At 68.2% G+C, this 24,053-nt stretch carries 24 protein-coding genes and 1 pseudogene; 18 read left to right on the top strand and 7 right to left on the bottom strand.

Annotated elements, in window-relative coordinates; genetic code table 11:
* The first annotated feature begins 7 nt into the window (after window positions 1–7).
* The 4 genes from ABC337_RS06550 to ABC337_RS06535 all read left to right on the top strand — a co-directional run bounded on the left by ABC337_RS06550 (window position 8) and on the right by ABC337_RS06535 (window position 3,411).
* Window positions 8–1,048, top strand: a complete 1,041-nt coding sequence (locus ABC337_RS06550; RefSeq protein WP_412884660.1) for a carbohydrate ABC transporter permease — start codon at window positions 8–10, stop codon at window positions 1,046–1,048.
* The gene (locus ABC337_RS06545; protein WP_412884661.1) at window positions 1,045–1,935 is read left to right on the top strand and encodes a carbohydrate ABC transporter permease; all 891 of its coding nucleotides are present in this window, start codon (window positions 1,045–1,047) and stop codon (window positions 1,933–1,935) included. The genes ABC337_RS06550 and ABC337_RS06545 overlap by 4 nt, the downstream gene beginning before the upstream one ends.
* Before the next feature lie 19 nt (window positions 1,936–1,954).
* Window positions 1,955–2,209: a hypothetical protein gene (locus tag ABC337_RS06540; RefSeq protein ID WP_412884662.1), complete on the top strand. Its 255-nt coding sequence runs from the start codon at window positions 1,955–1,957 to the stop codon at window positions 2,207–2,209.
* A 143-nt stretch (window positions 2,210–2,352) separates the two neighbouring features.
* Complete coding sequence (locus ABC337_RS06535) at window positions 2,353–3,411, top strand: LacI family DNA-binding transcriptional regulator (RefSeq protein WP_412884663.1); 1,059 nt, start codon at window positions 2,353–2,355, stop codon at window positions 3,409–3,411.
* A 33-nt stretch (window positions 3,412–3,444) separates the two neighbouring features.
* Here ABC337_RS06535 and ABC337_RS06530 read toward each other — a convergent pair whose 3' ends face one another.
* A complete protein-coding gene (locus ABC337_RS06530; RefSeq protein WP_412884664.1) occupies window positions 3,445–4,380 on the bottom strand; it encodes a DUF8083 family protein in 936 nt (311 codons plus the stop codon).
* A 31-nt stretch (window positions 4,381–4,411) separates the two neighbouring features.
* Window positions 4,412–5,218 carry an exodeoxyribonuclease III gene (locus tag ABC337_RS06525; RefSeq protein ID WP_412884665.1) on the bottom strand — a complete coding sequence of 269 codons (807 nt, stop codon included), beginning with the start codon at window positions 5,216–5,218 and terminating at the stop codon, window positions 4,412–4,414.
* A gap of 155 nt (window positions 5,219–5,373) precedes the next feature.
* On the opposite strand from ABC337_RS06525, the gene ABC337_RS06520 reads away from it, so the two are divergent.
* The 7 genes from ABC337_RS06520 (at window position 5,374) to ABC337_RS06490 (ending at window position 12,582) form a co-directional block, all read left to right on the top strand.
* On the top strand, window positions 5,374–6,873 hold the full coding sequence (locus ABC337_RS06520) for a CoA-acylating methylmalonate-semialdehyde dehydrogenase (protein WP_290256837.1): 1,500 nt from the start codon (window positions 5,374–5,376) through the stop codon (window positions 6,871–6,873).
* The gene (locus tag ABC337_RS06515; RefSeq protein ID WP_412884666.1) at window positions 6,873–7,955 is read left to right on the top strand and encodes an enoyl-CoA hydratase/isomerase family protein; all 1,083 of its coding nucleotides are present in this window, start codon (window positions 6,873–6,875) and stop codon (window positions 7,953–7,955) included. Before ABC337_RS06520 ends, ABC337_RS06515 begins: the two co-directional genes overlap by 1 nt.
* Complete coding sequence (gene mmsB, locus ABC337_RS06510; protein WP_412884667.1) at window positions 7,948–8,937, top strand: 3-hydroxyisobutyrate dehydrogenase; 990 nt, start codon at window positions 7,948–7,950, stop codon at window positions 8,935–8,937. Before ABC337_RS06515 ends, mmsB begins: the two co-directional genes overlap by 8 nt.
* Window positions 8,938–8,939: 2 nt before the next feature.
* Window positions 8,940–9,716 carry an enoyl-CoA hydratase gene (locus ABC337_RS06505; RefSeq protein WP_412884668.1) on the top strand — a complete coding sequence of 259 codons (777 nt, stop codon included), beginning with the start codon at window positions 8,940–8,942 and terminating at the stop codon, window positions 9,714–9,716.
* 153 nt (window positions 9,717–9,869) lie between these two features.
* Complete coding sequence (locus ABC337_RS06500; protein ID WP_412884669.1) at window positions 9,870–10,400, top strand: MarR family winged helix-turn-helix transcriptional regulator; 531 nt, start codon at window positions 9,870–9,872, stop codon at window positions 10,398–10,400.
* Window positions 10,401–10,455: 55 nt separating this feature from the next.
* Entirely contained in the window at window positions 10,456–10,959 is a 504-nt protein-coding gene (locus ABC337_RS06495) for a hypothetical protein (RefSeq protein ID WP_412884670.1), read from the top strand.
* A gap of 216 nt (window positions 10,960–11,175) precedes the next feature.
* Window positions 11,176–12,582: a sensor domain-containing phosphodiesterase gene (locus ABC337_RS06490; protein WP_412884671.1), complete on the top strand. Its 1,407-nt coding sequence runs from the start codon at window positions 11,176–11,178 to the stop codon at window positions 12,580–12,582.
* 38 nt (window positions 12,583–12,620) lie between these two features.
* Here the strand turns inward: ABC337_RS06490 and ABC337_RS06485 are convergent, their stop codons facing one another.
* The 3 genes from ABC337_RS06485 to ABC337_RS06475 are packed head-to-tail and all read right to left on the bottom strand — an operon-like array spanning window position 12,621 to window position 15,620.
* Entirely contained in the window at window positions 12,621–13,301 is a 681-nt protein-coding gene (locus ABC337_RS06485) for a class I SAM-dependent methyltransferase (RefSeq protein ID WP_412884672.1), read from the bottom strand.
* A gap of 49 nt (window positions 13,302–13,350) precedes the next feature.
* Complete coding sequence (locus ABC337_RS06480) at window positions 13,351–13,860, bottom strand: MarR family winged helix-turn-helix transcriptional regulator (protein ID WP_412884978.1); 510 nt, start codon at window positions 13,858–13,860, stop codon at window positions 13,351–13,353.
* 5 nt (window positions 13,861–13,865) lie between these two features.
* Window positions 13,866–15,620, bottom strand: a complete 1,755-nt coding sequence (locus ABC337_RS06475; RefSeq protein WP_412884673.1) for an AMP-binding protein — start codon at window positions 15,618–15,620, stop codon at window positions 13,866–13,868.
* A 265-nt stretch (window positions 15,621–15,885) separates the two neighbouring features.
* Between ABC337_RS06475 and ABC337_RS06470 the strand changes: the two genes are divergently transcribed.
* Window positions 15,886–17,019 (top strand): acyl-CoA dehydrogenase family protein, encoded by a 1,134-nt coding sequence (locus ABC337_RS06470; RefSeq protein ID WP_412884979.1) that lies wholly within the window; start codon window positions 15,886–15,888, stop codon window positions 17,017–17,019.
* 43 nt (window positions 17,020–17,062) lie between these two features.
* On the opposite strand, the gene ABC337_RS06465 is transcribed toward ABC337_RS06470, so the two are convergent.
* Window positions 17,063–18,823: a sensor domain-containing diguanylate cyclase gene (locus ABC337_RS06465; RefSeq protein ID WP_412884674.1), complete on the bottom strand. Its 1,761-nt coding sequence runs from the start codon at window positions 18,821–18,823 to the stop codon at window positions 17,063–17,065.
* 63 nt (window positions 18,824–18,886) lie between these two features.
* On the opposite strand from ABC337_RS06465, the pseudogene ABC337_RS06460 reads away from it, so the two are divergent.
* The 5 genes and pseudogenes from ABC337_RS06460 to tatA all read left to right on the top strand — a co-directional run.
* Window positions 18,887–19,057 (top strand): annotated as a pseudogene (locus ABC337_RS06460) (ATP/GTP-binding protein); the annotation flags it as partial.
* Window positions 19,054–19,929 (top strand): hypothetical protein, encoded by an 876-nt coding sequence (locus tag ABC337_RS06455; protein ID WP_412884675.1) that lies wholly within the window; start codon window positions 19,054–19,056, stop codon window positions 19,927–19,929. The pseudogene ABC337_RS06460 and the gene ABC337_RS06455, both read left to right, overlap by 4 nt.
* Before the next feature lie 55 nt (window positions 19,930–19,984).
* Entirely contained in the window at window positions 19,985–20,527 is a 543-nt protein-coding gene (locus ABC337_RS06450) for a type IV secretory system conjugative DNA transfer family protein (RefSeq protein ID WP_412884676.1), read from the top strand.
* Between the two features lie 310 nt (window positions 20,528–20,837).
* Window positions 20,838–21,269, top strand: a complete 432-nt coding sequence (locus ABC337_RS06445) for a DUF4913 domain-containing protein (RefSeq protein ID WP_412884677.1) — start codon at window positions 20,838–20,840, stop codon at window positions 21,267–21,269.
* Between the two features lie 178 nt (window positions 21,270–21,447).
* Complete coding sequence (tatA, locus tag ABC337_RS06440) at window positions 21,448–21,717, top strand: Sec-independent protein translocase subunit TatA (protein ID WP_412884678.1); 270 nt, start codon at window positions 21,448–21,450, stop codon at window positions 21,715–21,717.
* Between the two features lie 393 nt (window positions 21,718–22,110).
* Here tatA and ABC337_RS06435 read toward each other — a convergent pair whose 3' ends face one another.
* Window positions 22,111–23,133, bottom strand: a complete 1,023-nt coding sequence (locus ABC337_RS06435; protein ID WP_412884679.1) for an acetylxylan esterase — start codon at window positions 23,131–23,133, stop codon at window positions 22,111–22,113.
* Between the two features lie 182 nt (window positions 23,134–23,315).
* Here ABC337_RS06435 and ABC337_RS06430 point away from each other — a divergent pair, with 182 nt between their 5' ends.
* Window positions 23,316–24,047 carry a FadR/GntR family transcriptional regulator gene (locus ABC337_RS06430; RefSeq protein WP_412884680.1) on the top strand — a complete coding sequence of 244 codons (732 nt, stop codon included), beginning with the start codon at window positions 23,316–23,318 and terminating at the stop codon, window positions 24,045–24,047.
* Window positions 24,048–24,053 lie beyond the last annotated feature (6 nt).

Here is a 24,053-nt window from a genome sequence, read left to right as displayed (position 1 = left end):
TCACACCATGGCAACCGAACTAGGCCCGACGCCGGTTAAGAAACCGGCGTCGGGCGGGGCCGCCCCGCAGCGGGCCCCGAAGAAGGGCGTGGGGGAGGACAACGTCATCGCGAGCCAGGGCAAGTGGGCTTCGTGGCTGCTCGCCCCCACCATCCTGGCGCTTTCCGTGGTGATCGTTTACCCGATCATCAGCGCCATTGTGATGTCGTTCCAGGCCGACGCCGGCCTGGACCCGGCTACCGGCCTCTTCACCGAGGGCGGCCCGGCCGGTTTCAGCAACTACGTCAACTGGATCGCGCAGCAGTGCTCCTCGCCCAACGGCGGAACCGTGGCCTGCCCGCCCGGCACCCTGGGCTCGCAGTTCTGGTCCGCGACCGCCACCACCTTCTTCTTCACGGTGGTGACGGTGGCCCTGGAGACCGTGCTCGGTTTCTGGATGGCCATGATTATGGCCCGCACCTTCAAGGGCCGCAGCCTGGTCCGCGCCGCCGTCCTGGTCCCGTGGGCCATCCCGACGGCCGTGACCGCCAAGCTCTGGCTGTTCATCTTCGCGTTTGAGGGCATTGCCAACAAGCTGTTCAACACCACCATCCTCTGGACCGGCAGCGAGTGGCCGGCCAAGTGGGCGGTCATCATCGCCGACGTCTGGAAGACGACGCCGTTCATGGCCCTGCTGATCCTGGCAGGCCTGCAGATGATCCCGGCCGAGGTGTACGAGGCGGCAAAGGTGGACGGTGCCACGGCGTGGCAGCGGTTCCGGATGATTACCCTCCCGCTGGTCCGTCCGGCACTGATGGTGGCAATCCTGTTCCGTACCCTCGACGCGCTGCGCATGTTCGACCTGCCGTACATCCTCACCGGCGGCGCGAACAACACCACCACGCTGTCCATCCTGGTGATCAACCAGATCAGGCAGGGCTTCAACGTGGCGGCAGCGCTGTCAACGATCACGTTCATCATCATTTTCCTGGTCGCGTTCATCTTCGTCCGGTTCCTCGGAGCCAACGTGGTTGAGCAGCAGACCGGCGCCACGAGGGGGAAGAAATGACCGCCGCCGCAACCGAGCTCCGCGCCGAGCAGGACCGCGGGCGCCGGGCAGCGCAGAACCGGGAGAAGTGGGCCCAGGGCCGGACCTACATCAGCGCCGCGGTGATCCTCATCTGGTGCCTGGCCCCGGCCTACTGGATGGTGGTGACGGCCTTCCGCGAGGTCGGGTTCACCTACGACACCTCGATCCTGCCCTCGCACGTGACGCTGGATAACTTCAACACCGCGTTCGACACCTCGTTCGGCAACCACTTCGGCCAGGCCCTGCTGAACAGTGTGTTCATCGGCGTCGTAGTCACCGTGGTCTCGCTGCTGATCGGCGTGTTCGCGGCCTACGCCCTGGCCCGGCTGAACTTCCGGTTCAAGTTCCTGGTCCTGGGCTTCATCCTGGGAGCCTCGATGTTCCCGGGCGTGGCCCTCATTACCCCGCTGTTCCAGCTCTTCACCAATATCGGCTGGATGGGTACCTACCAGGCGCTGATCATCCCGAACATCTCGTTCGTGCTGCCGCTGACCGTCTACACCATGACCTCGTTCTTCCGCGAAATGCCGTGGGAGCTCGAGGAATCGGCCCGGGTGGATGGCTGCACGCAGGGACAGGCGTTCCGGAAGGTGATCATGCCGCTCGCGGCGCCGGCCATCTTCACCACGGCGATCCTGGCGTTCATCTCCTCCTGGAATGAGTTCCTGATCGCCAGCCAGCTCTCGTCCGACGCGACCCAGCCGGTCACCGTCGCGATCGCGAGCTTCGCCGGGGCCCAGCCGAACCAGATCCCGTACACGGCCATCATGGCCGCCGGCACCATCGTCACGATTCCGCTCGTGATCCTGGTGCTGGTGTTCCAGCGCAAGATCGTCGCCGGCCTTACCGCCGGCGCGGTCAAGTGACCCCGGGGACGGGGTCCTGATGGCTGCGCCCGGAAACCAGGGCCAGGTGCGCGGCGCCAACCGCCGCGTCCGCTCCGGCGAGGATTTCGACATCATCATCGGGTTCCTTGGTTTCTGGGCCGTGGTCCTGCTGGCGGTCACCGTCTGGATGGAGGTGACCGCCCAGCCGGCCCTCGGCTGGGCACTGGGTCTGCTGGTGACGCTGCTGGCGCTCTACGGAATGATCCGGCTGCGCCGGCGTCTCCCGGAGCGCACCGGCTCCCGCCGGCGCTGACCCGCCGCTGGCCTGCCCGACACCGGACACGTCCGGGGTCCGGGCCAGGGAGCCTGCCCGGCAACGCGCCGGGTCAAGAATTGAACGGGCAGCCATGAGGGCTGCCCCGCCGGCCGCCCACGCGGCCGGCCGAAGGGGAAATGGTGGGACGGACAACAGACAGGGCGCAGCGCGGCGGCCATACCGGCGTCAGCATTGAGGACGTCGCGGCCGCGGCCGGCGTCTCCACCGCCACCGTCTCCCGCGCCGTCCGCGGCCTGCCCCGCGTCTCGCCCGCCACCCGGGAGAAGATCCTGGATATCGCCGAGTCCCTCGGCTACGTGGCGTCCTCCTCGGCGTCGGGCCTGGCCACCGGCCGCACCCGCACCATCGGCGTCCTCGCCCCCTTCGTCAGCCGCTGGTTCTTCTCCAAGGCCATCGAGGGCGCGGACCGTGAACTGCACGGCCGGCAATACAACCTCTCGCTGTTCAATCTCGGCGGGCACGGCAGCCGGCGCGAGCGGCTCTTCAGCAAGACCATGGTCTACAAGCAGATCGACGCGCTGCTGGTCCTTTGCATGGCGCTCAGCGAGGACGAACTGGACCACTTGCAGAAGATCGATATCCCGCTGGTGGTGGTGGGCGGCCACGTGGAGGGCTGCCCCTACATCGGGATCGACGACTACGCCGCAGCCTCCACTGCGGTGCGGCACCTGATCGACATCGGTCACCGCGACATCGCGCTGCTGCACGGCGACGACGAGACCGACCTCAACTTCGATGTGCCCCGGGTCCGCATCCGGGCCTTCCACGACGTCATGGCCGGGGCCGGCCTGCCGGTCCGGCCGGAATGGGACGAGTGGGGTGACTTCACCGTCCACAGCGGCCAGGAAGCCTTCCAGCGGCTGTGGAACCGGCCCGGCACCAAGCCCACCGCCGTCTTCTGCGCCAGCGACGAGATGGCCATGGGCCTGATCTTCGCCGCGAACCAGGCCGGCGTGCGGATCCCCGAGGACCTGTCCGTGGTGGGCATTGACGACCACGAATTCTCCGCCAGCGTTGGCCTCACCACCGTCGCGCAGCACCCGGACGACCAGGCCGAGCTCGCCACCCGGATGCTGCTGGACGAGCTCGACGGCGTCGCCGGCGCGGTGCGCTCCACCGTGGCGCCGCACACGCTGATCGTCCGGAGTTCGACGGCGCCGCCCCGCGCCCAGGAATAGGGCGCCGGCGCAGCCAAGCCCGACCCGCCGCCGTTAGGAGGCGCGGGCCAGCTGCCGGATCGGGATCCAGCGGGAGGCCAGCCGCCGGTAGGCCGCGGCGGCGCCGGTCATGTCCCCCTCGGCCAGGCACTCGATGCCCAGCCGCACATCCAGCGGCGATTCGTCGGGGTAGACTTTGTCCGCCACGGCGCCGTAATCCAGCTCCACCACCGAGTCCGGGTGGAACAGCTCCAGCCATTCGGTCAGCTGGGTCAGGTCTTCGAGCAAGTCGAGTTCAGGGGCGGCCAGCGCCAGGTGCGCGACGGCGGTCCGGGCCCGGTCCGTGGCCGCGGCCAGGGACGCCCTGATGCGCACGGTGACGATCCGCCCGTCGACTTCGACCACGTCGGTGGGATCGGACTCCTGGAACAGGCAGAACCAGCTGAACGGGATACCCCAGGTGGAGGCCCGGGTGTGCACGCGCACCGAGCCCTCGCGGGCCTTGACCTGGTCGATCCGTTCCTGGTGCCGGTCGCGGACGTCCTCCGGGATCAGCAGCTGGGCCAGCGGGCCGTGGATGCCCTCCATCAGGGCATTCGCGGCGAGACCGGCCCGCAGCACCAGCTGGCTGGGGCAGTACAGCAAACGTGCCGGCGCCGTTGCGGAGTGCGGAGCCGAGGCGGCGGAGGCTGCCGCGGAACCGCCGTCGAGGCTCCCCGCCCCGCGGGGCGCGGCACCGGAGACGGTGACCGCCAGCACCCGCACCAGGTCCGTCTGCCCGGTGGGGAAGGGATCCCCGTCGGCCCGGGTGATCCGGCCCAGGGAAGCCTGCAGTTCGGCGTTTTCCACCGCCGCGCGGGTCTCGCCCCGCCCGCCGGCCGCCTGCAGGGCCTCGCGCTGCGCGGCGGGGAAGGCCTCCAGAGGCTCATAGACGCGCAGCGCCGAGGAGAAAGGCAACCCGGCTTGGCCGCGGTAGAGGTTGCCCGTCATCGCTGTCCCGCGGTTCCCCGGCGCCCGGTCATCAGTCGGCCAGGTCCACGAGCACGGGCGCATGGTCCGAGGCGCCCTTGCCCTTGCGTTCCTCGCGGTCGATCGCCGCGCCGGTGACGCGGGCCGCCAGCGCGGGGGAGGCCAGGACGAAGTCGATCCGCATGCCTTCCTTCTTCGGGAACCGCAGCTGGGTGTAGTCCCAGTAGGTGTAGACGCCCGGGCCCGGGGTGTGCGGGCGGACGACGTCGGTGTACCCGGCGTCCTCGAAGGCGCGGAACGCGGCGCGCTCGGGCTCGCTGACGTGCGTGAGGCCGGCGGAGCGGAAGTAGTCGATGTCCCAGACGTCCTCGTCGCGCGGGGCGATGTTCCAGTCACCCATCAGGGCGATCTGCGCGGCCGGGTCGGCCTGGACCCAGCCCTCGGCGTGGGACCGGAGCGTGTCCAGCCAGCTGAGCTTGTAGGGCATGTGTTCATCGTCGAGGGCGCGGCCGTTGGGAACGTAGAGGCTCCAGACCCGCACGCCACCGCAGGTGGCGCCGATCGCGCGGGCCTCCTGGGTCTCGTCCTTGCCGCCCTTGCCGAAGGCGGGCTGGTCCATGAAGGTGCGTTCGACGTCGTCCAGGCCCACGCGGGATGCGATGGCCACGCCGTTCCACTGGCTGAGGCCGAAGTGGGCCACCTCGTAGCCCATCCGTTCGAACAGCTCCCAGGGGAAATTCTCGTCCTTGCACTTGGTTTCCTGGATGGCCAGCACGTCGCAGTCGCTGCGCTGCAGCCAGGCCTCCACACGGTCGGCGCGGGCACGGAGGGAGTTCACATTCCAGGTAGCAATCTTCACAGACCCTAACTTACCCAATGCGGCCGACGGCGGGGGCGGCGCGGGGCCCTGGGCGACGCCGCAGCGCGGCCCGCGGAGGCTCTGGAGATTACTAGGAAGTCCGAGTATATTCGGGTTCGAGATGATCTAGGTCACATGCAAAGGAGCATTCCCTCATGGTTCGTGAGCTTTCCCATTACGTCGGCGGCCAGCACGTCGACGGCACGTCCGGTCGTTTCAGCGACGTTTACGATCCCTGCACCGGCGAGGTGCAGGCCCGGCTGCCGCTGGCCAGCGCGGAGGAGGTCCGCAACGTCGTGGCCAACGCCGAGAAGGGCCAGCTCGAGTGGGCGGCCATGAACCCCCAGCGCCGGGCCCGGATCCTGCTCAAGTTCGTGGACCTGGTCAACGAGAACATGGACGAACTCGCCACCCTGCTCTCCTCCGAACACGGCAAGACCTTCCTGGACGCCAAGGGCGACATCCAGCGCGGCATCGAGGTGGTGGAGTTCTCCGCCGGTGCCCCGCACCTGCTCAAGGGCGAGTTCTCCGACAGTGCCGGCACCGGCATCGACGTCCACTCGCTCCGCCAGCCGCTCGGCGTCGTCGCCGGAATCACCCCGTTCAACTTCCCTGCCATGATCCCGCTCTGGAAGTCCGGCCCCGCCCTGGCCGCCGGCAACTCCTTCGTCCTCAAGCCCTCCGAGCGGGACCCCTCCGTGCCGCTGCGGCTGGCCGAGCTCTTCACCGAGGCCGGGCTGCCGGACGGCGTGTTCAACGTCGTCAACGGCGACAAGGAAGCGGTGGACGCGCTGCTCGAGGACCCGCGCGTGCAGGCAATCGGCTTCGTCGGCTCCACCCCGATCGCGCAGTACATCTACGCCACCGCCGCCGCGCATGGCAAGCGCGCCCAGTGCTTCGGCGGCGCGAAGAACCACATGGTGATCATGCCGGACGCGGACCTGGACATGGCCGCGGACGCGCTGATCGGCGCCGGCTTCGGTTCCGCCGGTGAGCGCTGCATGGCCATCTCCGTCGCCGTGCCCGTCGGCAAGGAAACCGGGGATGCGCTGGTGGCCAAGCTGCAGGAGCGGATCGCCGACCTGAAGGTCGGCCACAGCCTGGCCAAGGACTCCGACTTCGGACCCGTCGTTGCCGCCTCCGCCAAGGAACGGATCGAGGGCTACATCGCCGCCGGCGTCGAATCCGGCGCCACCCTGCTGGCGGACGGCCGCGGCCTCGCGGTGGAGGGCTACGAGGGCGGCTTCTGGGTGGGCCCCACCCTGTTCGACAACGTCACCAAGGACATGTCGATCTACAAGGAAGAGATCTTCGGCCCGGTCCTCAGCGTGCTCCGCGCCGAGAGCTACGACGAGGCGCTCCGCCTGTGCAGCGAGCACGAGTTCGGCAACGGCGTGGCCATCTTCACCCGCGACGGCGACGCCGCCCGCGACTTCGCCAGCCGCGTCCAGGTGGGCATGGTGGGCATCAACGTCCCCATCCCGGTCCCGATCGCCTACTACACCTTCGGCGGCTGGAAGGCCTCCGGTTTCGGTGACCTCAACCAGCACGGTGCCGACGCGTTCCGCTTCTACACCAAGACCAAGACCGTCACCACGCGCTGGCCCTCCGGCATCCGCCAAGGCGCCAGCTTCGTGATGCCGGAAGGCAGCTGATGGCGGAGCAGGCGGCCGCCGGGGCAACCAAGGAACCGGCCGCAGAGGTCCTGTTCGAGCTTCGCGGCCGGCTTGGCGTCGTCACCCTGAACCGGCCCAATGTCGTCAACGCACTCACCGCCGGGATGGCCGCGGCCATGCTGGAGACGCTCACCGACTGGGCGACGGAAGACGGCGTCGCCGCCGTTCTGGTGCGGGGAGCCGGTGACCGCGGGCTCTGCGCCGGCGGCGACATCGTGGCCATCTACCGCGACATGGCCGACGCCGGCCGCGCCACGGCGGAGTTCTGGGCTGTCGAGTACCGGCTGAACCTCCTGATCTCCGAGTATCCCAAGCCCTACATCGCCTTCATGGACGGCCTGGTCCTGGGCGGCGGCGTCGGCATCTCCGCCCACGGCTCGGTCCGGATCGTCACCGAACGGACCCGCACCGGCATGCCGGAGACCACCATCGGGTTCGTGCCCGACGTGGGCGGGACGTTCCTGCTCTCCCGCTCACCGGGGGAGACCGGAACGCACGCAGCCCTGACCGGGGCGCACCTGAGCGGGGCGGACGCGATCTTCCTGGGCCTCGCGGACACGTTCGTCCCGTCGAACCGGCTGGACGACCTGGCTGCCGCGCTGGAGACCGAGCCCGTTGAGGACGCCGTCGCCCGCGTCGCCGAACCCGCGCCGTCCTCGGTGCTGGCCGCGCAGCAGGAATGGATCGATGCCTGCTACGCCGGGGACGACGCCGGCGAGATCGTGCGCCGGCTGCGCACCGTCGGCGGGGAGGCGGCGGACGTCGCCGGCACCATCGAAGCCAAGTCACCGACCGCGGTCAAGGTGGCCCTGGCGTCACTGCGCCGCGCCGGCGGCCTGGACCTGGCCGGGGCGCTGGAACAGGAATACCGGGTGGGGCTGCGCTTCCTGGACGGCCCGGACTTCCGCGAGGGCATCCGCGCGCAGGTCATCGACAAGGACCGGACCCCGCACTGGCAGCCGGCCAGCCTGGACGAGGTGCGCGACGCCGACGTCGAGGCCTACTTCGCCCCGCTGGGCGACCGCGAACTGCAACTGACGAAGGAGCGCGACAATGTCTGAAACACCGACCGCCGAGGTCCCGCCGACAGCAGCACAGCCCGGGCCGCAGATGGGCCCGATCGCTTTCCTGGGCCTCGGGCACATGGGCGGCCCCATGGCGGTGAACCTGGTCAAGGCCGGGTACACGGTGACCGGGTACGACGTCGTCCCGGCCGCCCTCGAAGCGGCGCGGGCGCACGGCATCGCCACGGCGGACACCGCGGCGGAAGCCGTCGCCGGGGCCGCCGTTGTGCTGACCATGCTGCCCAGCGGCAAGCACCTGCTGGACGCCTACCGCGGAACCCCCGGCGGCCCGGGACAGCAGAGCCAGGAGGGCCTGCTGGCCGGCGCAGCGCCGGGAACCATGTTCCTGGACTGCTCCACCATCAACGTGGACGAGGCACGCGAGGCCTCCGCCCTGGCGGTCGAAGCCGGGCACCGGGCCGTCGACGCGCCCGTCTCCGGCGGCGTCGTGGGCGCCGAAGCCGGGACGCTGACCTTCATGGTCGGCGCCGAGGCGGAGGACTTCGAGGCCGTGCGGCCGATGCTCGAGGTGATGGGCAAGCGGGTGGTTCACTGCGGCGCGCACGGCGCCGGCCAGGCCGCCAAGATCTGCAACAACATGATCCTGGGCATCTCCATGATCGCCGTCAGCGAGGCCTTCGTCCTCGGCGAGAAGCTCGGGCTGACCCACCAGGCCCTGTTTGACGTGGCCTCCGCGGCCTCCGGACAGTGCTGGGCGCTCACCACTAACTGCCCGGTGCCCGGCCCGGTGCCCACCAGCCCCGCCAACCGGGACTACCAGCCCGGATTCGCCGGCGCGCTGATGGCCAAGGATCTGAAGCTGGCCCTGAACGCCCTCGAGAGCACCGGCGTGGCCGCGCGGCTGGGTCCGATGGCCTCCGAAATCTACGATACTTTTGCCGCGGAGGGCGGTGCCGGGCGGGACTTCTCCGGCATCATCACCGACATCCGGGACAAATCAGACCAGCCGAGGGGATAGGCATGACCGACTACGCAAACATTCTGGTGGAGCGCCGCGGCCGCGTGGGCCTCGTGACGCTCAACCGGCCGCAGGCGCTCAACGCCCTGAACAAGGCCACCCTGGACGAAGTGGTCTCGGCCGTCACGGCCATGGATACCGACCCGGAGGTGGGCGCCGTCGTGCTCACCGGCTCCGCCAAGGCCTTCGCCGCCGGCGCGGACATCAAGGAGATGCAGTCCAAGGGCTACATGGAGATGTACGCCTCGGACTGGTTCCGCGGCTGGGAGGACATGACCCGGCTGCGGATCCCGCTGATCGCCGCCGTCTCCGGCTTCGCGCTCGGCGGCGGCTGCGAGCTGGCCATGATGTGCGACTTCATCATCGCCGGGGACAATGCCAAGTTCGGCCAGCCCGAAATCAACCTGGGCGTGATCCCGGGCATGGGCGGTTCGCAGCGGCTCACCCGTGCCGTGGGCAAGGCCAAGGCGATGGACATGGTCCTCACCGGCCGCATGATGGACGCCGCCGAGGCCGAGCGCTCCGGGCTGGTCTCCAGGGTGGTCCCGGCCGACGACGTCGTGGCGGAGGCCCTGAAGGCCGCCGAGGTCATCGCGTCGAAGTCCAAGCCGGTGGCCATGGTGGCCAAGGAGGCGGTTAACGCGGCCTTCGAGACCGGCCTGGCCCAGGGTGTCCTGTTCGAACGCCGCATCTTCCACTCCCTGTTCGCCACGGCGGACCAGAAAGAGGGCATGGCGGCCTTCAGCGAGAAGCGGCAGCCGGACTTCACCCACCGCTGACGCTCCGCGTAACGCCCGAAGCCGCCCCGCTGTCACAGCGGGGCGGCTTTGCCGTTTCCGGGCGGCCGGGGCGGCGGTCTGGAACGGGCGGCAGATCTCGGCTAGTCTGTATTCTTTAGACAGTCTTACAACTAGGCGATCGAAGGAATTCGGATGAAACGTCTTGGTGCCGGAGATGGTTACTGGTACCCGACCAGCGAAAGCCGACGCGCCACCGCCGTGCGTGTCCTGAATGCCCTCAGGGAATACCGGGCCTCGGAGACGGCCATGCGCCGCCGGACCCGCTCCTCCATGGCGATGGGGGAGACGGACCTGTTGGCCCTGCGGTACCTGCTCGACGCCGAGAAGGCCGGGCATGGCACCCGCCCCAAGGAGCTCGCCGCACGCCTGGGCATGACATCGGCGTCCATGACGGCACTGGTGGACCGTATGGTCAGCGGCGGGTACGTCACCCGCGAACCGCATCCTGTTGACCGCCGCGCCATTATCCTCCGGCCCACTCCCGGAGCCGACGAAGAGGTGCGGCATACGCTCAGTCAGATGCATCAGCGCATGATCGAGGTGGCCGAGTCGCTCACGCCCCAACAGGCTGAGGCCGTCACTGTCTTCCTGCAGCGGATGCGCGACGCAGTTGATACGGTGGATGCCGAACATCCCGATCTCGTCTCTGCTGGACAAAGCTAGAAAACTAGATAGTCTAGCTAGGTAATTAGCTAGCTATCTAGAGGCGATGGATCGAATGACTGCTGTAATCGAACGCAAGACCTCCGAAGAACCGGACTCCGGCCGCGGCGCAGCGGCAAGCGGAACGGCAGTGGCCCCGAAGGCCGCCCAGGCTCCGGTGGCTGACTTTACTGTGAACGTGGACGAGGCTTTCGCCGGTCACGACACCCCGAAGGCCAAGGAGCGGACCGCCGCCTCCGCGGCGCCGTCGCACTGCGGCGCCGAGATGATCATGTCTCCGGGACCCGACGCCTCGCTGCCGTGGGCGCAGTTCCACACCGGCCTGGGTGAATGGGTCTGCCCCTGTGGCTTCCGCCAGGACGTCGCCCCCGTCGTCGACCCGCTGGCCGCCGTCCGCGCCGCCTCCGGCCGGCTGGAGAGCCTGCAGTGGGAGATGGACGCCGCTCAGGCGGCCCTCGCCACCGCCGTCCGCGCCGCCGACCAGGCCGGCGCCGACCGGTCCGGTCTCGGCCTCGCCGCCGGGATCAGCGCCGCCGAACTTGAGGACATCCTGGCCTAAGCGCCCGCACCGCCCCCTATCCGGCCTGACGGCCCGTCGCAATCGACGGGGTCAGGCCGGACCGCGTTGGTGAACGTTTTCCAAACCGGGCCGCGCCGTTCCGGCAATCTTGCCTACATATGACAAGATTGCCGCAACTTTGGGTTGGAGGGGGACGACATAGCTAAGGTCAGGCAGCCGGATCAGGCACGCCACCGATCACGGCCGCAGACCCGGATGGGGCTGCCGCCCGGTGCGTGGCTGGGCCTCATCGTGGCCACCGACCTGGTCCTCGCCCTGGTGGTCCGCATCCCCTCCCTGCTGGGCATCGAGCCGCCGGGGGACACGGAGCGCTGGCAGTGGGTGCTCGACGCGGTGATGCTCTCCTTCGTCCCGATCGTGGTCTACTCGGCCCTGCGCATCACCCGCGACCGCCGCGTCGAGCGGCTCCAGGCCACCCGCTCCTCCCGCCAGGTCCGCACCATGCTCCGGGTCAGCCGGGAGTGGCTCTGGGCCGTGGACAGCGCCGGCTCCATCACCTTCTCCAGCCCCATGTGCGAACAGCTCACCGGCTACGCCCCGGAGGAGCTCGTGGGCAGCCCCATTGGGCTGGTCCTGGACCCCTCCGAACTTGCGACGGCGCTGCGGACCCAGCCGGCCGTCGGTGACGACCGGACCTTCACCGGGCTGGTGCTGGTCTGCCGGCACCGCAACGGCACCGGCGTCCTGATGGAGGTGACGGGGGAGGCCGTCCTCGACGACGCGGGGAACCTCGCCGGCTTTGAGGGTATGGCGCGCGCCGTCGAGGACCTTCCGTCTACCGCCTACGAGACGGAACAAGTGCGCCGCCGGGTCTCCGAGCAGCTCGCCGCAGACCGGCTCGTCACCGCCTTCCAGCCCATCCGCTGCCTCGCCTCAGGCCGGGTGATCGGCGTCGAGGCGCTCAGCCGTTTCCCCGCCTCCGAGGGCACCTCGCCCGAGGCGTGGTTCGTCCAGGCGTCCTCCGTGGGGCTCGGGGTGCAACTCGAGCTGCTGGCACTGCGTACGGCGTTGCGGGCTGCCCGGCGCCTCCCGGCGGAGCTGTACGTGGCGGTCAACCTCTCCCCGGAGGCCTGCCTCGATCCCGCCGTGCACGAGCTTCTGTGGCAGACGCCGATCGCACCCGCCCGGGTGGTGATCGAGGTGACCGAGCGCCAGGAGGTCAACGACTACGCCGCCCTCTCCAATGCGCTGGCCCCGCTGCGGGCGGCGGGCCTGCGGGTGGCGATCGACGACGCCGGCTCGGGCTTCGCCTCGATGCGGCACATCATCAAGCTCACGCCGGACCTGATCAAGCTGGACCGCGCCATCGTCCGGGACATCGACTCCGAGACCGCCCACCGCGCCCTGGGCGCCGCCATGGTGGGATTCGCGGCCGAGATCGGCGCCTCCTTGCTGGCCGAAGGGGTGGAGACGGATGCCGAACTGAGGGCAGTCACCGCGCTGGGGATGGCCGCGGCGCAGGGCTACCACCTGGGCAGGCCGTCCGTGAATCCGGCGGACTGGGAACAATGGAGCGGCTCCTTTGGGCGCGGCTCCGGGGACCTTGGCTCCGGTGACTCAGGCTCCGGTGACCTCGGGCCGGGTGGCGCACTCTCCCGCTGACGCCGCGCGGATGGACGAAGCGGCGGGCCGGGCTTGCCTCAGGGCCTCCGGCGGGCGCGCAGCACCGCATCGTGCACCGTCACCGGCGTGCCCTCGGCGTCGGACGCCGCCCGGGCCCGTGCCGCGCAGGTGACGACTTCCCAGTCCTCCCCGTCCAGTTCCGCGGCGATCTGCTCGGCGGTGAACAGCAGCCCCGGCAGGGAGGGCCGGCGCACGGTGGTCTCCAGATCCGAGGGGTGGTGGCCGACGATCAGCAGGGTCCCCCGGGGAGCCACCGAGGCGGCGAGGCGCTGGTACACGTCCGGGCGCTGCTCCGGCGGCAGGTGCAGGTACTGGGCGGTGACCAGATCGAACGTCCCGGCCGGCGGCGGGGCCACCGTCAGGTCCGCGTGCTGCCAGGTGATGCGGGAGGCCGTGGCCGGATCGTCCCGGACGGCGTCGGCGGCGCGGGAAAGCGCCACGGAAGAAATATCGACGGCGGTCACCCGCCAGCCGTGCCGGGCCAGCCAGGCGGCGTCGGCCCCCTCCCCCGCGCCGACGTCGAGCGCGGAGCCCGGTTCCAGCTCCGCCACCTCGGCCACGAGCTGGGGATTGGGCTGGCCGCTCCAGACCGAACCGTGGAGGCCGTGCTGCCGGTACCGTTCGTCCCAGAACGATTCGTCGTAGTCCATGCGGCTCTCCTTGGGCAGCTCGTCGCGGGGGCGGAATCCGGTCGTCAATCCAGTCTAGGGGTCCGCGGTGCTGCCGCCCCTCCCCGTCCACCGCTCCCTAGGAGGCCGTGAAGTCTCCGGCGCCGCGGCGGAAGTCGCCGAGGATCCGGATCAGCTCGTCCACGTCCTCGGGGCCGAAGCCGGACTGCGCGAACACCTCCGCGTTCAGCGCCGCCGTCGCCCGCTTCGCCAGCGTCCGCCCGCCCGAGGTGAGCTCGATCAGGGTGGTGCGCCCGTCGGTGGGGTGCGGCGAGCGGAGCACCAGGCCGGCGTCCTGCAGCCGGTCCACGGCGTTGGTCACCGAGGTGGGGTGGACCTGCAGCAGGGCGCTGGCTTTGTTCATGGGCAGGGCCCCGCTGCGGGCGAAGCTGAGCAGGGCCAGCAGCTCGTACCGGGCAAATGTCAGCCCGAACGGCTTGAGCACCGCCTCGATCCGGGCCAGCAGGATCTGCTGGGTGCGCATGATCGCGGTGATCGCCGCCATGGGGGCGGCGACGTCGGACCAGCCGTGCCGTTCCCAGTTCCGCCGGGCATCGGCAATCGGATCGCGCGGCAGCGGGGCGCCCACCACGGCTAGCCCTTCAGCCCAGGGAAGTCCGCCTCGGTGTACTCCGTGCCCAGTCCCTCCGGCGGAGTGCCGTTGCCGTGCCGGAGTTCTTCGCTGTGCCGCAGCTCCACCCGGCGGATCTTGCCGGAGATGGTCTTGGGCAGCTCGGCGAACTCCAGCCGGCGGATCCGCTTGAACGGGGCAAGGTGGTCGCGGCAGTAGCGCAGGATGTCCTCGGCCAGTTCCGGGCCCGGCTCGTGGCCGGCGGCCAGCACCACGAAGGCCTTGGGGACGGAGAGCTTGAGGGCGTCGGGGGAGGGGACAACGGCGGCCTCGGCCACCGCGGGGTGTTCGATCAGGACACTCTCGAGTTCAAACGGGGAGAGCCGGTAGTCCGAGGACTTGAACACGTCATCGCCGCGGCCCACATAGGTGATGATGCCGCGCTCGTCCCGGCTGGCCATGTCGCCGGTGTGGTAGTACCCGTCGCGGAAGGCCTCGGCGGTCTTCTCCGGGTCGCCGTAGTAAGCCTTCATCAGGCCCACCGGCCGGGGATCCAGGCGCAGGCACAGCTCGCCGTCGTCGCCCTCCTCTCCGGTGGCCGGGTCGACCAGGACCACGTCGTAGCCCGGCAGCGGCTTGCCCATGGCGCCGATCTTGATCGGCTGGCCCGGGGTGTTCGCGATCTGCACGGTGGTCTCGGTCTGGCCGAAGCCGTCCCGGATGGTCTGGCCCCAGGCCCGGTTGACCTGGTCGATGACCTCGGCGTTGAGCGGTTCGCCGGCGGAGACCACCTTGGTGGGTGGGTTCTTCAACAGGGTGAGGTCGGCCTGGATCAGCATCCGCCAGACCGTGGGCGGGGCGCAGAAGCTGGTGACCTTTTCGCGGTCCATCTGCTCCATCATGGCCTTAGCGTCGAAGCGGTCGTAGTTGTAGATGAAGACGCAGGCCTCGGCGATCCAGGGCGTGAAGACGTTGGACCAGGCGTGCTTGGCCCAGCCGGGGGAGGCGACGTTCAGGTGCACGTCGCCCGGTTCCATGCCGATCCAGAACATGGTGGACAGGTGGCCCACCGGGTAGGAGGTGTGGGTGTGCTCCACCAGCTTGGCCTTGGAGGTGGTGCCGGAGGTGAAGTAGAGCAGCAGCGTCTCGTCGGCCTTGGTGGGCGCGTCCGGGGCGAACTCCAGCGGGGCGTCGTCGGCGTCGGCGTACTGCAGCGCGTCTCTGTTCACATCGTCGGAAGTCCCGCCCTCCGTGCCTGCATCTCCGGTGTCCGTGCCGATCTCGATCAGTCGGTAGTCCCCGGGGACGCCGTCGAACTTGCCGATGTTGGCACTGCCGACGGCAGCCCAGCCGGCCCCGCCGCGCTCCACGCGGTCGCGCAGGTCCGCCGGGCCCATCAGCGTGGTGGTGGGGATCATGACAATCCCCAGCTTGATCCCGGCGAGCATGAGTTCCCAGAGCTCCACCTGGTTGCCCAGCATGATGATCATCCGGTCCCCGCGGCGGATGCCCTGCGCCCGGAGCCAGTTGGCCACCTGGGCGGAGCGGGCCGAGAGGTCCGCGAAGCTGCGGCGGGTGGCGGAGCCGTCCTGGTCCACAATCACCAGTGCCGGCCTCGCGCCGCGCTCCGGGTCCGCGGCGATCCGGTCGAACCAGTCCAGGGCAAAGTTGAATTCCTCGAACCGCGGCCATTCGAACTCCTCCCGGGCGGCCTCATAGTCCCCGCGCAGGGCCAGCAGCCTGTCCCTCGCGGCCCGGAATTCGTCAGTCACGGTCATGGGTGCACCTTTCGCAGCCGGTTGCGGCCCGGCGGTCCAGTGGCGGCCGCCGTTGGCCGGGCAATCCACCGCCACCGGGAGGGCCGCGATTCCCGGCGCCCCCTAGTGACGAATATCACTGTGCAATATACTAGGACATCCAAGGGTTTGGAAGAGCCTGCGCCGCCGCCGGCGGCACCCGACGAAGGGATACGTGCCCGTGCAGCCACAACGAAGTGTCGACGGATCAGCCACCGGAACGCCGCCGTTTCCGGACGCGGACCTCATGTACATCGTGGATCTCCTGCCCCCGGAGGAACGGGCCCGCTACGAGGAAATCCGGGAGTTCCTGCAGAGCCGGATCCGCGCCGCGTCGATCGACTACTGGAACCGGGAGGAGTTCCCCTTCGGCCTGCTCTCCGAACTGGGCAAGCACGGCCTTGGCGGGATCCAGACGGACGGGACCTCGAAGCTGTTCAAGGGCCTGATGTACGTGGAAGTGGCCCGGGCCGACGTCTCGCTCTCGGCGCTGGTGGGCATCCACAACGAACTGATCGTGGGGATGATCGACGAGCTCGGGTCCGAGGAACAGAAGGCCCGCTGGCTGCCCGGGCTGACCGCCTTCACCCAGCTGGGCGCGTTCGCCCTGACCGAGCCGGACCACGGCTCGGACATCGCCGGCGGGCTGGCGACGACGGCGCGGCGGGACGGCTCGGAGTGGGTGATCAGCGGCGCCAAGCGCTGGATCGGCGCCGGCACGATCGCGGACTTCGCGCTGGTCTGGGCCAGGGACGAGGCGGACCAGCAGATCAAGGGCTTCATCGTCGAGACGGACCGGCCCGGCTACACCGCCACCAAGATTTCCAACAAGATCGGCCTGCGGATCATGCAGAACGCGGACATCGTCCTCGACGAGGTGCGCATCCCGGCCGAAAACCTCCTGCCGGGGGCCACCAGCTTCTCCCGCGCCAACGACCTGCTGCGCGACTCCCGGGCCTGGGTGGGCTGGCAGGGCGCCGGCATCCAGCTTGCGGCGTTCGACATTGCCCGGGCCTACGCGCTGGAGCGGTTCCAGTTCGGCCGGGAACTGGCCCGGTTTCAGCTGGTCCAGCAGCAGCTGGCCGAGATCCTGGGCAACGCCAGTGTCTCCCTGGCCCTGATGGCGCAGCTGGCGCGGATCCAGCAGGACGGCAAACTGGAGATGGTGCAGGCCGCCATGGCCAAGTCCACCACCACCCGGCTGGCCCGTTCCTCCGTGGCGATGGGGCGCTCACTGCTGGGCGGCAACGGCATCACCACCGACTTCGAAATGGCCAAGCTCTTCGGCGACGCCGAGATCCTCTACACCTACGAGGGCAGCTACGAGATCAACTCGATGATCGTGGCCCGTGCCGTGACCGGGAAGTCCGCATTCGTCTAACGTGTACTGCCGACGGCGGGCCGTCGGTCAGGCGCCCCGGCGGTCAGCCGGCCGCGCCGTAGCGCTCGCTGCGGTCGCGGCCGGCGTGCTTGGCCGTGTACAGCGCCCGGTCCGCGCAGGCCAGCAGGCCCCGGCTGCCGGCGTCGGACAGCTCGCAGACACCCGCGGAGACGGTGATGTGCCCGAGGTCGCCGAACGGCTCGGAGCCGATCGCCACCCGGGCCCGTTCCGCCGCCAGCAGCGCCTCCGCCCCGTCCGTCTCCGGCAGCAGCCAGACGAATTCCTCGCCGCCGAATCGGGCCACGATCTCGTCCTTGCGCGCCACCGCCCGCAGCCGGGCCGCGACGTCGGCCAGCACCACGTCGCCCATCAGATGCCCGAATGTGTCGTTGACCTTCTTGAAGTGGTCGATGTCCAGCACGACGGCGCTGAGCCGGGTGCCGCGGGCGGCCGCCCGCTCGATCTCGCGGGCCAGGTGCTGCTCCAGGGAGCGGCGGTTGGGCAGTCCGCTGAGTTCGTCTGTGGTGGCCTGGCGTTCCAGCTGGACCCGGGCCTCGGTGTTGCCGATGGCGATCTCCACCAGTTCCGCGAACTGCGCCAGCCGCTCCAGCATGGCCGCGGTGACGCCGGTGCTGGACTTGGAGGTTAGGGTCACCACGCCCCAGAGGCTGCCGTGCACCCGTATCGGGGCGGCCGCGGCGGAGCGGAATCCACCGGCGAGCATCTGCTCCTCCGCGACCCCGCCGCTCTCGGTACCGTAGGTGACGAGGGCCGGCTTGCCGGTGACCGCCACCCGCACTGTAGCGGAGTTGTCCGTCAGTGCGAAGTTGTGTTCCCTGCTGAGCGTGGGCGGCAGGGCGGGCGCCATGGCCACGATCTCGGCGGACAGGGGCCCGGTGAACCGGACGACGGCGGCCGAGTCGACGGCGAAGAGGTCTCGAAGGATGAAGGCCAGCTGCACCGAGATGTCCTCGGGGGCGGCGTTGCGGGCCACGGCGGTGGCGATCTCGTGCAGCGCGGCCCAGGTCTGTTCCTGCTGCAGCCGCTCGGTGATGTCCACGGCCACCACCATGCCGGCGGTGGCGCCGTCGGAGGTGACCGGGCCGGCCTTGAGCCGGTAGGTGCGGGCGCCGATCCGTCGGGTCCAGGCAACCTCCTCGCCGGCAAGTGCGGCCCGGTAGCGCGGTTCCAGCTCCTCGGCCAGCCAGCCCTCCAGCACATCATGGATGCGGTGGCCCTCCAGTTCCTCCGAGCGGTACCCGAAAGCGTGCAACTCCTGGCCCTCGGCGATCAGGTAGCGCAGATCCGCGTCGAAGAGCAGGACGAAGACACCGGGAATGCTGCCGGCCAGGGCGCGGTAGCGGTCCGTGTCGCGGCGCTGCCGGTGCTCGGCCAGGACCCGCTCGGTGACGTCGGTGACCATGACAAAGAAGCCCTGGACGGCGCCGTCGCGCTCGTCCGGCATGTAGGAGACCTCGGTGTGGCGGGTGCCGCCGGCGGAATCGGTGAGCGTGCGCTTGAACAGCTGGGCCTCGCCGTCGAGGACCTTTGCGATGTATCCGCGGTTCGCCTCATAGACGTCCTTGTGCAGCAGCTCCTGGATGTGCATCCCATAGAGTTGCTCGGCGTCGACGCCGAACCAGGACAGGTAGGCGTCGTTGGCCAGCCGGTTCCGCAGCTCCGCGTCCCAGTAGGCCACCATCGCCGGAATGCCGTTGAGCACCGCGCGCATCTGAGCGGGAACCTCCGGCATCGCCGGCGGGTGGTTCGCGTTCTCACGATCGAGAGCGCTGTGAGTATTCATTGCCCCAGTATCTATTGCGGTGTGGTCCCGCGAAAAACCGGCGCAACGAAAACGCGCTCAGCAAAGTTCCTCATCAAGGTCGGCGGCCGTCCGGGAATCCCCGTCCAGATCGGCTTGACCTCCATCGAGCGGGCCGAGGGCTTGAACGACACAAACACCCGCTGGCACGAACCCGCGTTCCCCCTAATGGACGCGGCAGCCCCGGAGCGGCCCGCGACAGGAGGAGCCCTGTGAGCGCACCGAACCTTAAGGGCATGGGCTTTGGAGACGCCGTCCTGGTCTGGCTTGCCATCGGCTTCATCGTCGTCTTCGGCGGCGGCGCGTACGCCGCCGTGCACATCGGGTCGTGGATGGCCGGCCTGCCGACCCCGCTAGGACACCCGATTGACCTGATCGCCGGCCTAGTGAAGGGCAAAGTCATCTTGCCGGCCCAGGCGACCGTCGTCGTGGCCGTCATGGCCGGCCTGGTCCTCGCCCTGGCGATCCTCGTGTTCTGGGCTTGGCGGAAGGGCGCTTCCAAGCGTGCCCGGGTCGACAAAGCTGCCCGGTACCTCGGCCGCGGTAAGAACCTCACCGCGTTCTCCGAAAAGGGCGCCCGAGCCACCGCCAACCGGCTGGGCGTCGCCGGCAAGCCGGGCATCGTCGTGGGCAAGGTCGTCTCCACCGGACAAACCTTCATCCAGTCTTGGGAAGACCTCAGCCTCGATATCTGGGGACCCCGAACCGGTAAGTCCACCTCCCGGGTAATGCCGGCGATCCTGGAAGCACCTGGCGCGGTCGTCTCGACCTCGAACAAGCGCGACGTCGTCGACGGCACCCGCGGCGTCCGCGGAGCCACCGCCCCGTGTGGGTCTTTGACCCGCAGAAGATCGCCCAGGAAGAACTGGACTGGTGGTGGAACCCGCTCTCCTACGTCACCGACGAAGAGAAGGCCTACAAGCTCACCCAGCACTTCTCAGTCGGCTCCCGCGTCCCGGGTTCCAAGCCGGACGCTTACTTCGACCCCAAAGCCGAGGACATCCCCTCCTCTCCTCTTACTTCCTCGCCGCCGCCCTTGGCGGCCTGCCGATTACGCAGGTCTATTTCTGGGTCACCGAGCAGGTTAGTCAGGAATCAATCGAGATCCTGAAAGAGCACGACTACGAGCTGCAGTACCGCGGCTTGGAGTCCACGCTGAAACTTGCGGATAAGCAGCGCGACGGCATCTTCGGCACCGCCGAGAAGATGATCCAGTGCCTCAAGAGCCGCAACACCCTCCGCTGGGTCGCCCCCACCGGAGGGGCCACGGTTGCCATGGACCCCCGCTGGCAGTTCAACCCCCACGCCTTCGCCGCGTCCCAGGAAACGATCTACATCCTCTCCAAGGAAGGTGCCGGCTCCGCCGCCCCGCTCACCACAGCCTTGACCGTCGCCATCGCAGAAGCCATGGAAGAACGGGCAGAGCGCAGCGGCGGACGTCTCACCAAGCCGACGCTCTTCGCCCTGGACGAGCTGGCAAACGTCGTCCGCTGGGCCGGCCTGCCGGACCAGTTCAGCCACTACGGATCCAAAGGTCTGATCGTCATGGGCATCCTGCAGTCCTGGTCCCAGGGCGTAGAACTCTGGGGTGAGGCGAACATGCGGAAAATCTGGTCCGCCGCCAACGTCAAGGTCTACGGGGCGGCGTCGCCGAAGAAGGCTTCCTCCGCGCCCTCTCGGACCTGATCGGGGACTACAGCTACACCAATGTCTCCATCAGCTCCGGCAAATCCGGGTCCAGCCGCTCCCGCCAGGAAGGGAAGGAACGGATCTTCGACGTCTCCAACCTCGCAGAGCTGGACCGCGGCCGCGCCGTCGTCCTGACCTCCGGCGCCCCCGCCACCCTGGTCCGCACCATGCCCTGGTACACCGGAGCACATAAGGACGCCGTTGAGGCATCCATAAGGCGGTACAGCCCGCTTACCGAAGAAGAACCTGTGCCGGCCGCTGCCGCTACGGGCTCCAACCCTTGGGTCACTTGCTAGGAGAACCTGAAATGACTACCGAAATCGGACGCTTCGGCTCCCTCGACCCTGAAACGCCGGGAGATGCTCCTTCGGAGGACCAAAAGGCACCGGAACTGGTCTACGGCTCGGCCGAAGAGTTTCTCCACGAGCAACTACTGCCAACGTACGTCCGCGACGTGGACGGCCGCGCAGCTAAATGGTGTACCGAGTGGTACTTCCACCCGGAAGCCGTCAGCCGGATAGAAGCCCTGTGGCGCGCCTGGGAACACCTCCGGCTCGACGGAGCGACGGGCATCAGTGTCTGGTTCAGAGACCATGCCGACCACCACATGAGCGTACTCCTGGATCCCCGCGGTCCTTTCTACAAGTGCGACATGCAAAAACACCGGGACCCAGAACACCTCGAACCCAAAAGGGCCCCTGAAGGCTGGTTCCCAAATGTTCGGGTGACGCCCGCGTAGGGGCAGCCAACTAGAGCTACATCAAGGGGATCACGAGGAAAACCATCGTCCGCCTGCGAGCTGGCTGCAGCCCTTAGACGGCGCCGCCGTCAACACTTCCCTCGTCGAAAGTGCGCGGGCGGAGGGCTAGTCGTCCTTAGATATAGGACGTAGGATGACTATTGGAAAGGAGTCCGATATGCGACTCGAAGGCTGGCATCTCATCATCATTATCGTCCTGGCTATGGTGCTTTTCGCGGCGCCAAAGCTGCCGGGCATGGCCCGCAGCCTAGGCCAGTCAATGCGCATTCTTAAATCGGAGGTCCGCCAGATGAAAGGTGAGGACGAGCCCAATGCCGGGCCTGGCCGCTCCGCCATCGGGGGAAACGCCGTTGATGGCAACCTCGCTGGCGGAATCCATGACCACCCCGGCACCAGCACGGGTGTACCGCCCTGGACTCGGGCGTAGCTCGTCCGGCAGACATAGCCAACCCGGATAGGAGTCCCGTACGCGTCGTGGCAGCCGACGTCAGGAGCGCCGCGCTCGGGACCTTCCGGCCCCAGCAACAACAGTCGCTTTGGGGGGCGCCGCTTTTTCCCGAGCGGCCCGAAAGACGGGCATGATGCAGGGCCGGGCTTGTGGGCTGGCCGTTAAAAGTCCCGGCGCAACTCGGGTATTCGAGGCCCCGGAAGGACACAAGTACCTCGCCGCCCCTTGGCTCCGGCCGGGGCGCTCCTCGTAGAGCGTCAAAGCAAGTGCAGGCTGCCCCGGCGACGCTTGAGTCGCGCTTCCCGGCCAATGGCGGCGAAAGAGATTTGTTCGGGAAAGTTGCTGCGCCCATAACTCAACACGGCCTCGGCCCTACCCCCGAAGCAGCGCAGCCAAGTAGGTCAGCTGTCGAACCCAATGGTGTTCCTGACCCCCTTCGTGGCCATTGAAAGGGTAGACCTCAATAGATTTTGTGGTCGCTGCCCCGCCGCTCGTTACGTGTGATGTCCCGTAGGCGTTGTACGAAGCGAAAACTGTTGAAGGCAGGCAGACGTCGTCGCGCAGGGCTACCGAGTAAAGCGCTGGAGCTGTCGCCCGCCGGCTGAAGTGGACGCCGTCGAAGTAGTCCAGCACTTCATAAGCCTGGGCTTGTCGGTCACGGTGCCGTGAGAGAAATCTGCTGATTTCAGGGTAGGGGCCGTTTTGGGCCAGGTCGATGTTTCTGGGAAGGTCCTGCATGAATGGCACATCCGTCAGGACGGCCCGGATTCCCCTTAGTCGGGTGGCCGCGAGTCCAGCGGTGGCGATGGCCAAGGCTCCTCCCTGGCTGATTCCTGCCAAAACGATTGCTTCTTCGTCGATCGGCGCAAGGCTCTGGACAGCCTCGACTGCCCGGAATGCGTCCGTGTAGAGCCTGCGGTAGTAGTAATCCTCCCGCGAGGACAGCCCACGCGTCATAACCCCCGGATACCCAACTTCTCCGGCGGAGGGGTGGGGGTCCGGAGTGGCTCCGGAAATCCCTCCGTAGCCTTGCCCCCGGGTGTCCATGATGAACTGCGCATATCCTGCCTGCGCCCAGGTCGTATCTTGTTGAACCAGGCCGCGGCCGCCCGAGTAACCGATGTACTGCACGATTGCCGGGAGCGTTTCACCGGGGCGGCGCGATGCGGGCAGGTGAAGCCAGGCCCGGATGCGGTCGCCGCCGTACCCGGCAAAGGACACATCGAAGCTGTCGATCAACGGCAGCATGTTTTCTACCGGCAGGCACGTGACGTCCAGAGCGTGTGAGCGCGTTTCCGCGAGCGTTTTCTCCCAAAAGTCGTCGAAGTCGGCAGGTTCCTGCGTCGATGAGGTGTAGTTTTGCAGCTGGTCCAGGGGAAGGTCTACAAGGGGCATCTAAACTCCGGAAGACGGTGGGTGCCCGAAGGCCTGGTCGGGGGTGTCCTGCGTAGTGGGGGTTGGATAAGGGTGCCTGGAGTAAATTCAGACGAAATCCACTTTCCCCTAGGACAAAGGACGTCCCATCTCTGTATAGTAGGGGATGTGACCGTCATCAACGTGCGGTCGAAGGAGATGACGTGACCCCGGCACCCACTACGGTTTCCCCGGCAAGATTCAGTGCACAGATCCGTTCGCAGGCCTTGCAGACGCGCATTATGGAGCTGATCCTGGAACGCGGTCTGGATGTGGGTGATGCCCTGCCCACCGAGAGCGAGCTGTCGGCTGAGCTCGGGGTCGGACGGAACACCATTCGTGAGTCGCTCAAAGTCTTGCAGGCCCTTGGAGTCATCGAAATCCGTCATGGGTTTGGAATGTTCGTCGCTCCGAACAATTTCAGTGCGCTCGTGTCGGGCCTGACGTTCCGCGGCCGGCTTTCATTGGGGCACCGCGGTGAAGAGGCCATGGAGTTGATCGATGTCCGGCAGGCGCTGGAGTCGGGGTTGATCGGCTCCGCGATCGATCTTCTGACCGATGAGCATTTGGAGGCTTTGCGCGAGACCATGGAGGCGATGCAGAAGGCTGCGGCCGAGGGGGGGCTGCTGGTCGAGCAGGACGCCGAATTCCACCGCCGCCTGTACGCGCCGCTCAACAACGATCTTCTGATCAATCTTATGGACGTGTTCTGGCAGGTGTACCGGCAGATCCACGAGGCGTTGGGTTCCGGGCCGGTGAATCTCGACGAGCAGGTCAAAATTCACTGGGATATTTACGATGCGGTCGCCCGGAAAGATAAGGCTTTGGCGTCCGAGCGGCTGCAGCGGCACTTCGACGGAATCCGCCGCAAACTCAAAGACGTCGCCTCCGCATAGGACCCC

Source organism: Arthrobacter phoenicis (assembly GCF_047238215.1).
In the GTDB taxonomy this organism is placed as follows: domain Bacteria; phylum Actinomycetota; class Actinomycetes; order Actinomycetales; family Micrococcaceae; genus Arthrobacter.
The sequence above is the reverse complement of the archived record's forward strand: the minus strand, read 5'-3'. Positions and strand labels throughout refer to the sequence as shown.

Excerpts from the sequence above, each read along its gene's own strand:
- ABC337_RS06550 (WP_412884660.1), top strand. The coding sequence starts at position 8 with ATGGCAACCGAACTAGGCCCGACGCCGGTTAAGAAACCGGCGTCGGGC.
- ABC337_RS06545 (WP_412884661.1), top strand. The coding sequence starts at position 1,045 with ATGACCGCCGCCGCAACCGAGCTCCGCGCCGAGCAGGACCGCGGGCGC.
- ABC337_RS06540 (WP_412884662.1), top strand. The coding sequence starts at position 1,955 with ATGGCTGCGCCCGGAAACCAGGGCCAGGTGCGCGGCGCCAACCGCCGC.
- ABC337_RS06530 (WP_412884664.1), bottom strand. The coding sequence starts at position 4,380 with ATGACGGGCAACCTCTACCGCGGCCAAGCCGGGTTGCCTTTCTCCTCG.
- ABC337_RS06520 (WP_290256837.1), top strand. The coding sequence starts at position 5,374 with ATGGTTCGTGAGCTTTCCCATTACGTCGGCGGCCAGCACGTCGACGGC.
- ABC337_RS06515 (WP_412884666.1), top strand. The coding sequence starts at position 6,873 with ATGGCGGAGCAGGCGGCCGCCGGGGCAACCAAGGAACCGGCCGCAGAG.
- mmsB (WP_412884667.1), top strand. The coding sequence starts at position 7,948 with ATGTCTGAAACACCGACCGCCGAGGTCCCGCCGACAGCAGCACAGCCC.
- ABC337_RS06505 (WP_412884668.1), top strand. The coding sequence starts at position 8,940 with ATGACCGACTACGCAAACATTCTGGTGGAGCGCCGCGGCCGCGTGGGC.
- ABC337_RS06500 (WP_412884669.1), top strand. The coding sequence starts at position 9,870 with ATGAAACGTCTTGGTGCCGGAGATGGTTACTGGTACCCGACCAGCGAA.
- ABC337_RS06495 (WP_412884670.1), top strand. The coding sequence starts at position 10,456 with ATGACTGCTGTAATCGAACGCAAGACCTCCGAAGAACCGGACTCCGGC.
- ABC337_RS06490 (WP_412884671.1), top strand. The coding sequence starts at position 11,176 with ATGGGGCTGCCGCCCGGTGCGTGGCTGGGCCTCATCGTGGCCACCGAC.
- ABC337_RS06475 (WP_412884673.1), bottom strand. The coding sequence starts at position 15,620 with ATGACCGTGACTGACGAATTCCGGGCCGCGAGGGACAGGCTGCTGGCC.
- ABC337_RS06470 (WP_412884979.1), top strand. The coding sequence starts at position 15,886 with ATGTACATCGTGGATCTCCTGCCCCCGGAGGAACGGGCCCGCTACGAG.
- ABC337_RS06465 (WP_412884674.1), bottom strand. The coding sequence starts at position 18,823 with ATGAATACTCACAGCGCTCTCGATCGTGAGAACGCGAACCACCCGCCG.
- ABC337_RS06445 (WP_412884677.1), top strand. The coding sequence starts at position 20,838 with ATGACTACCGAAATCGGACGCTTCGGCTCCCTCGACCCTGAAACGCCG.
- tatA (WP_412884678.1), top strand. The coding sequence starts at position 21,448 with ATGCGACTCGAAGGCTGGCATCTCATCATCATTATCGTCCTGGCTATG.
- ABC337_RS06435 (WP_412884679.1), bottom strand. The coding sequence starts at position 23,133 with ATGCCCCTTGTAGACCTTCCCCTGGACCAGCTGCAAAACTACACCTCA.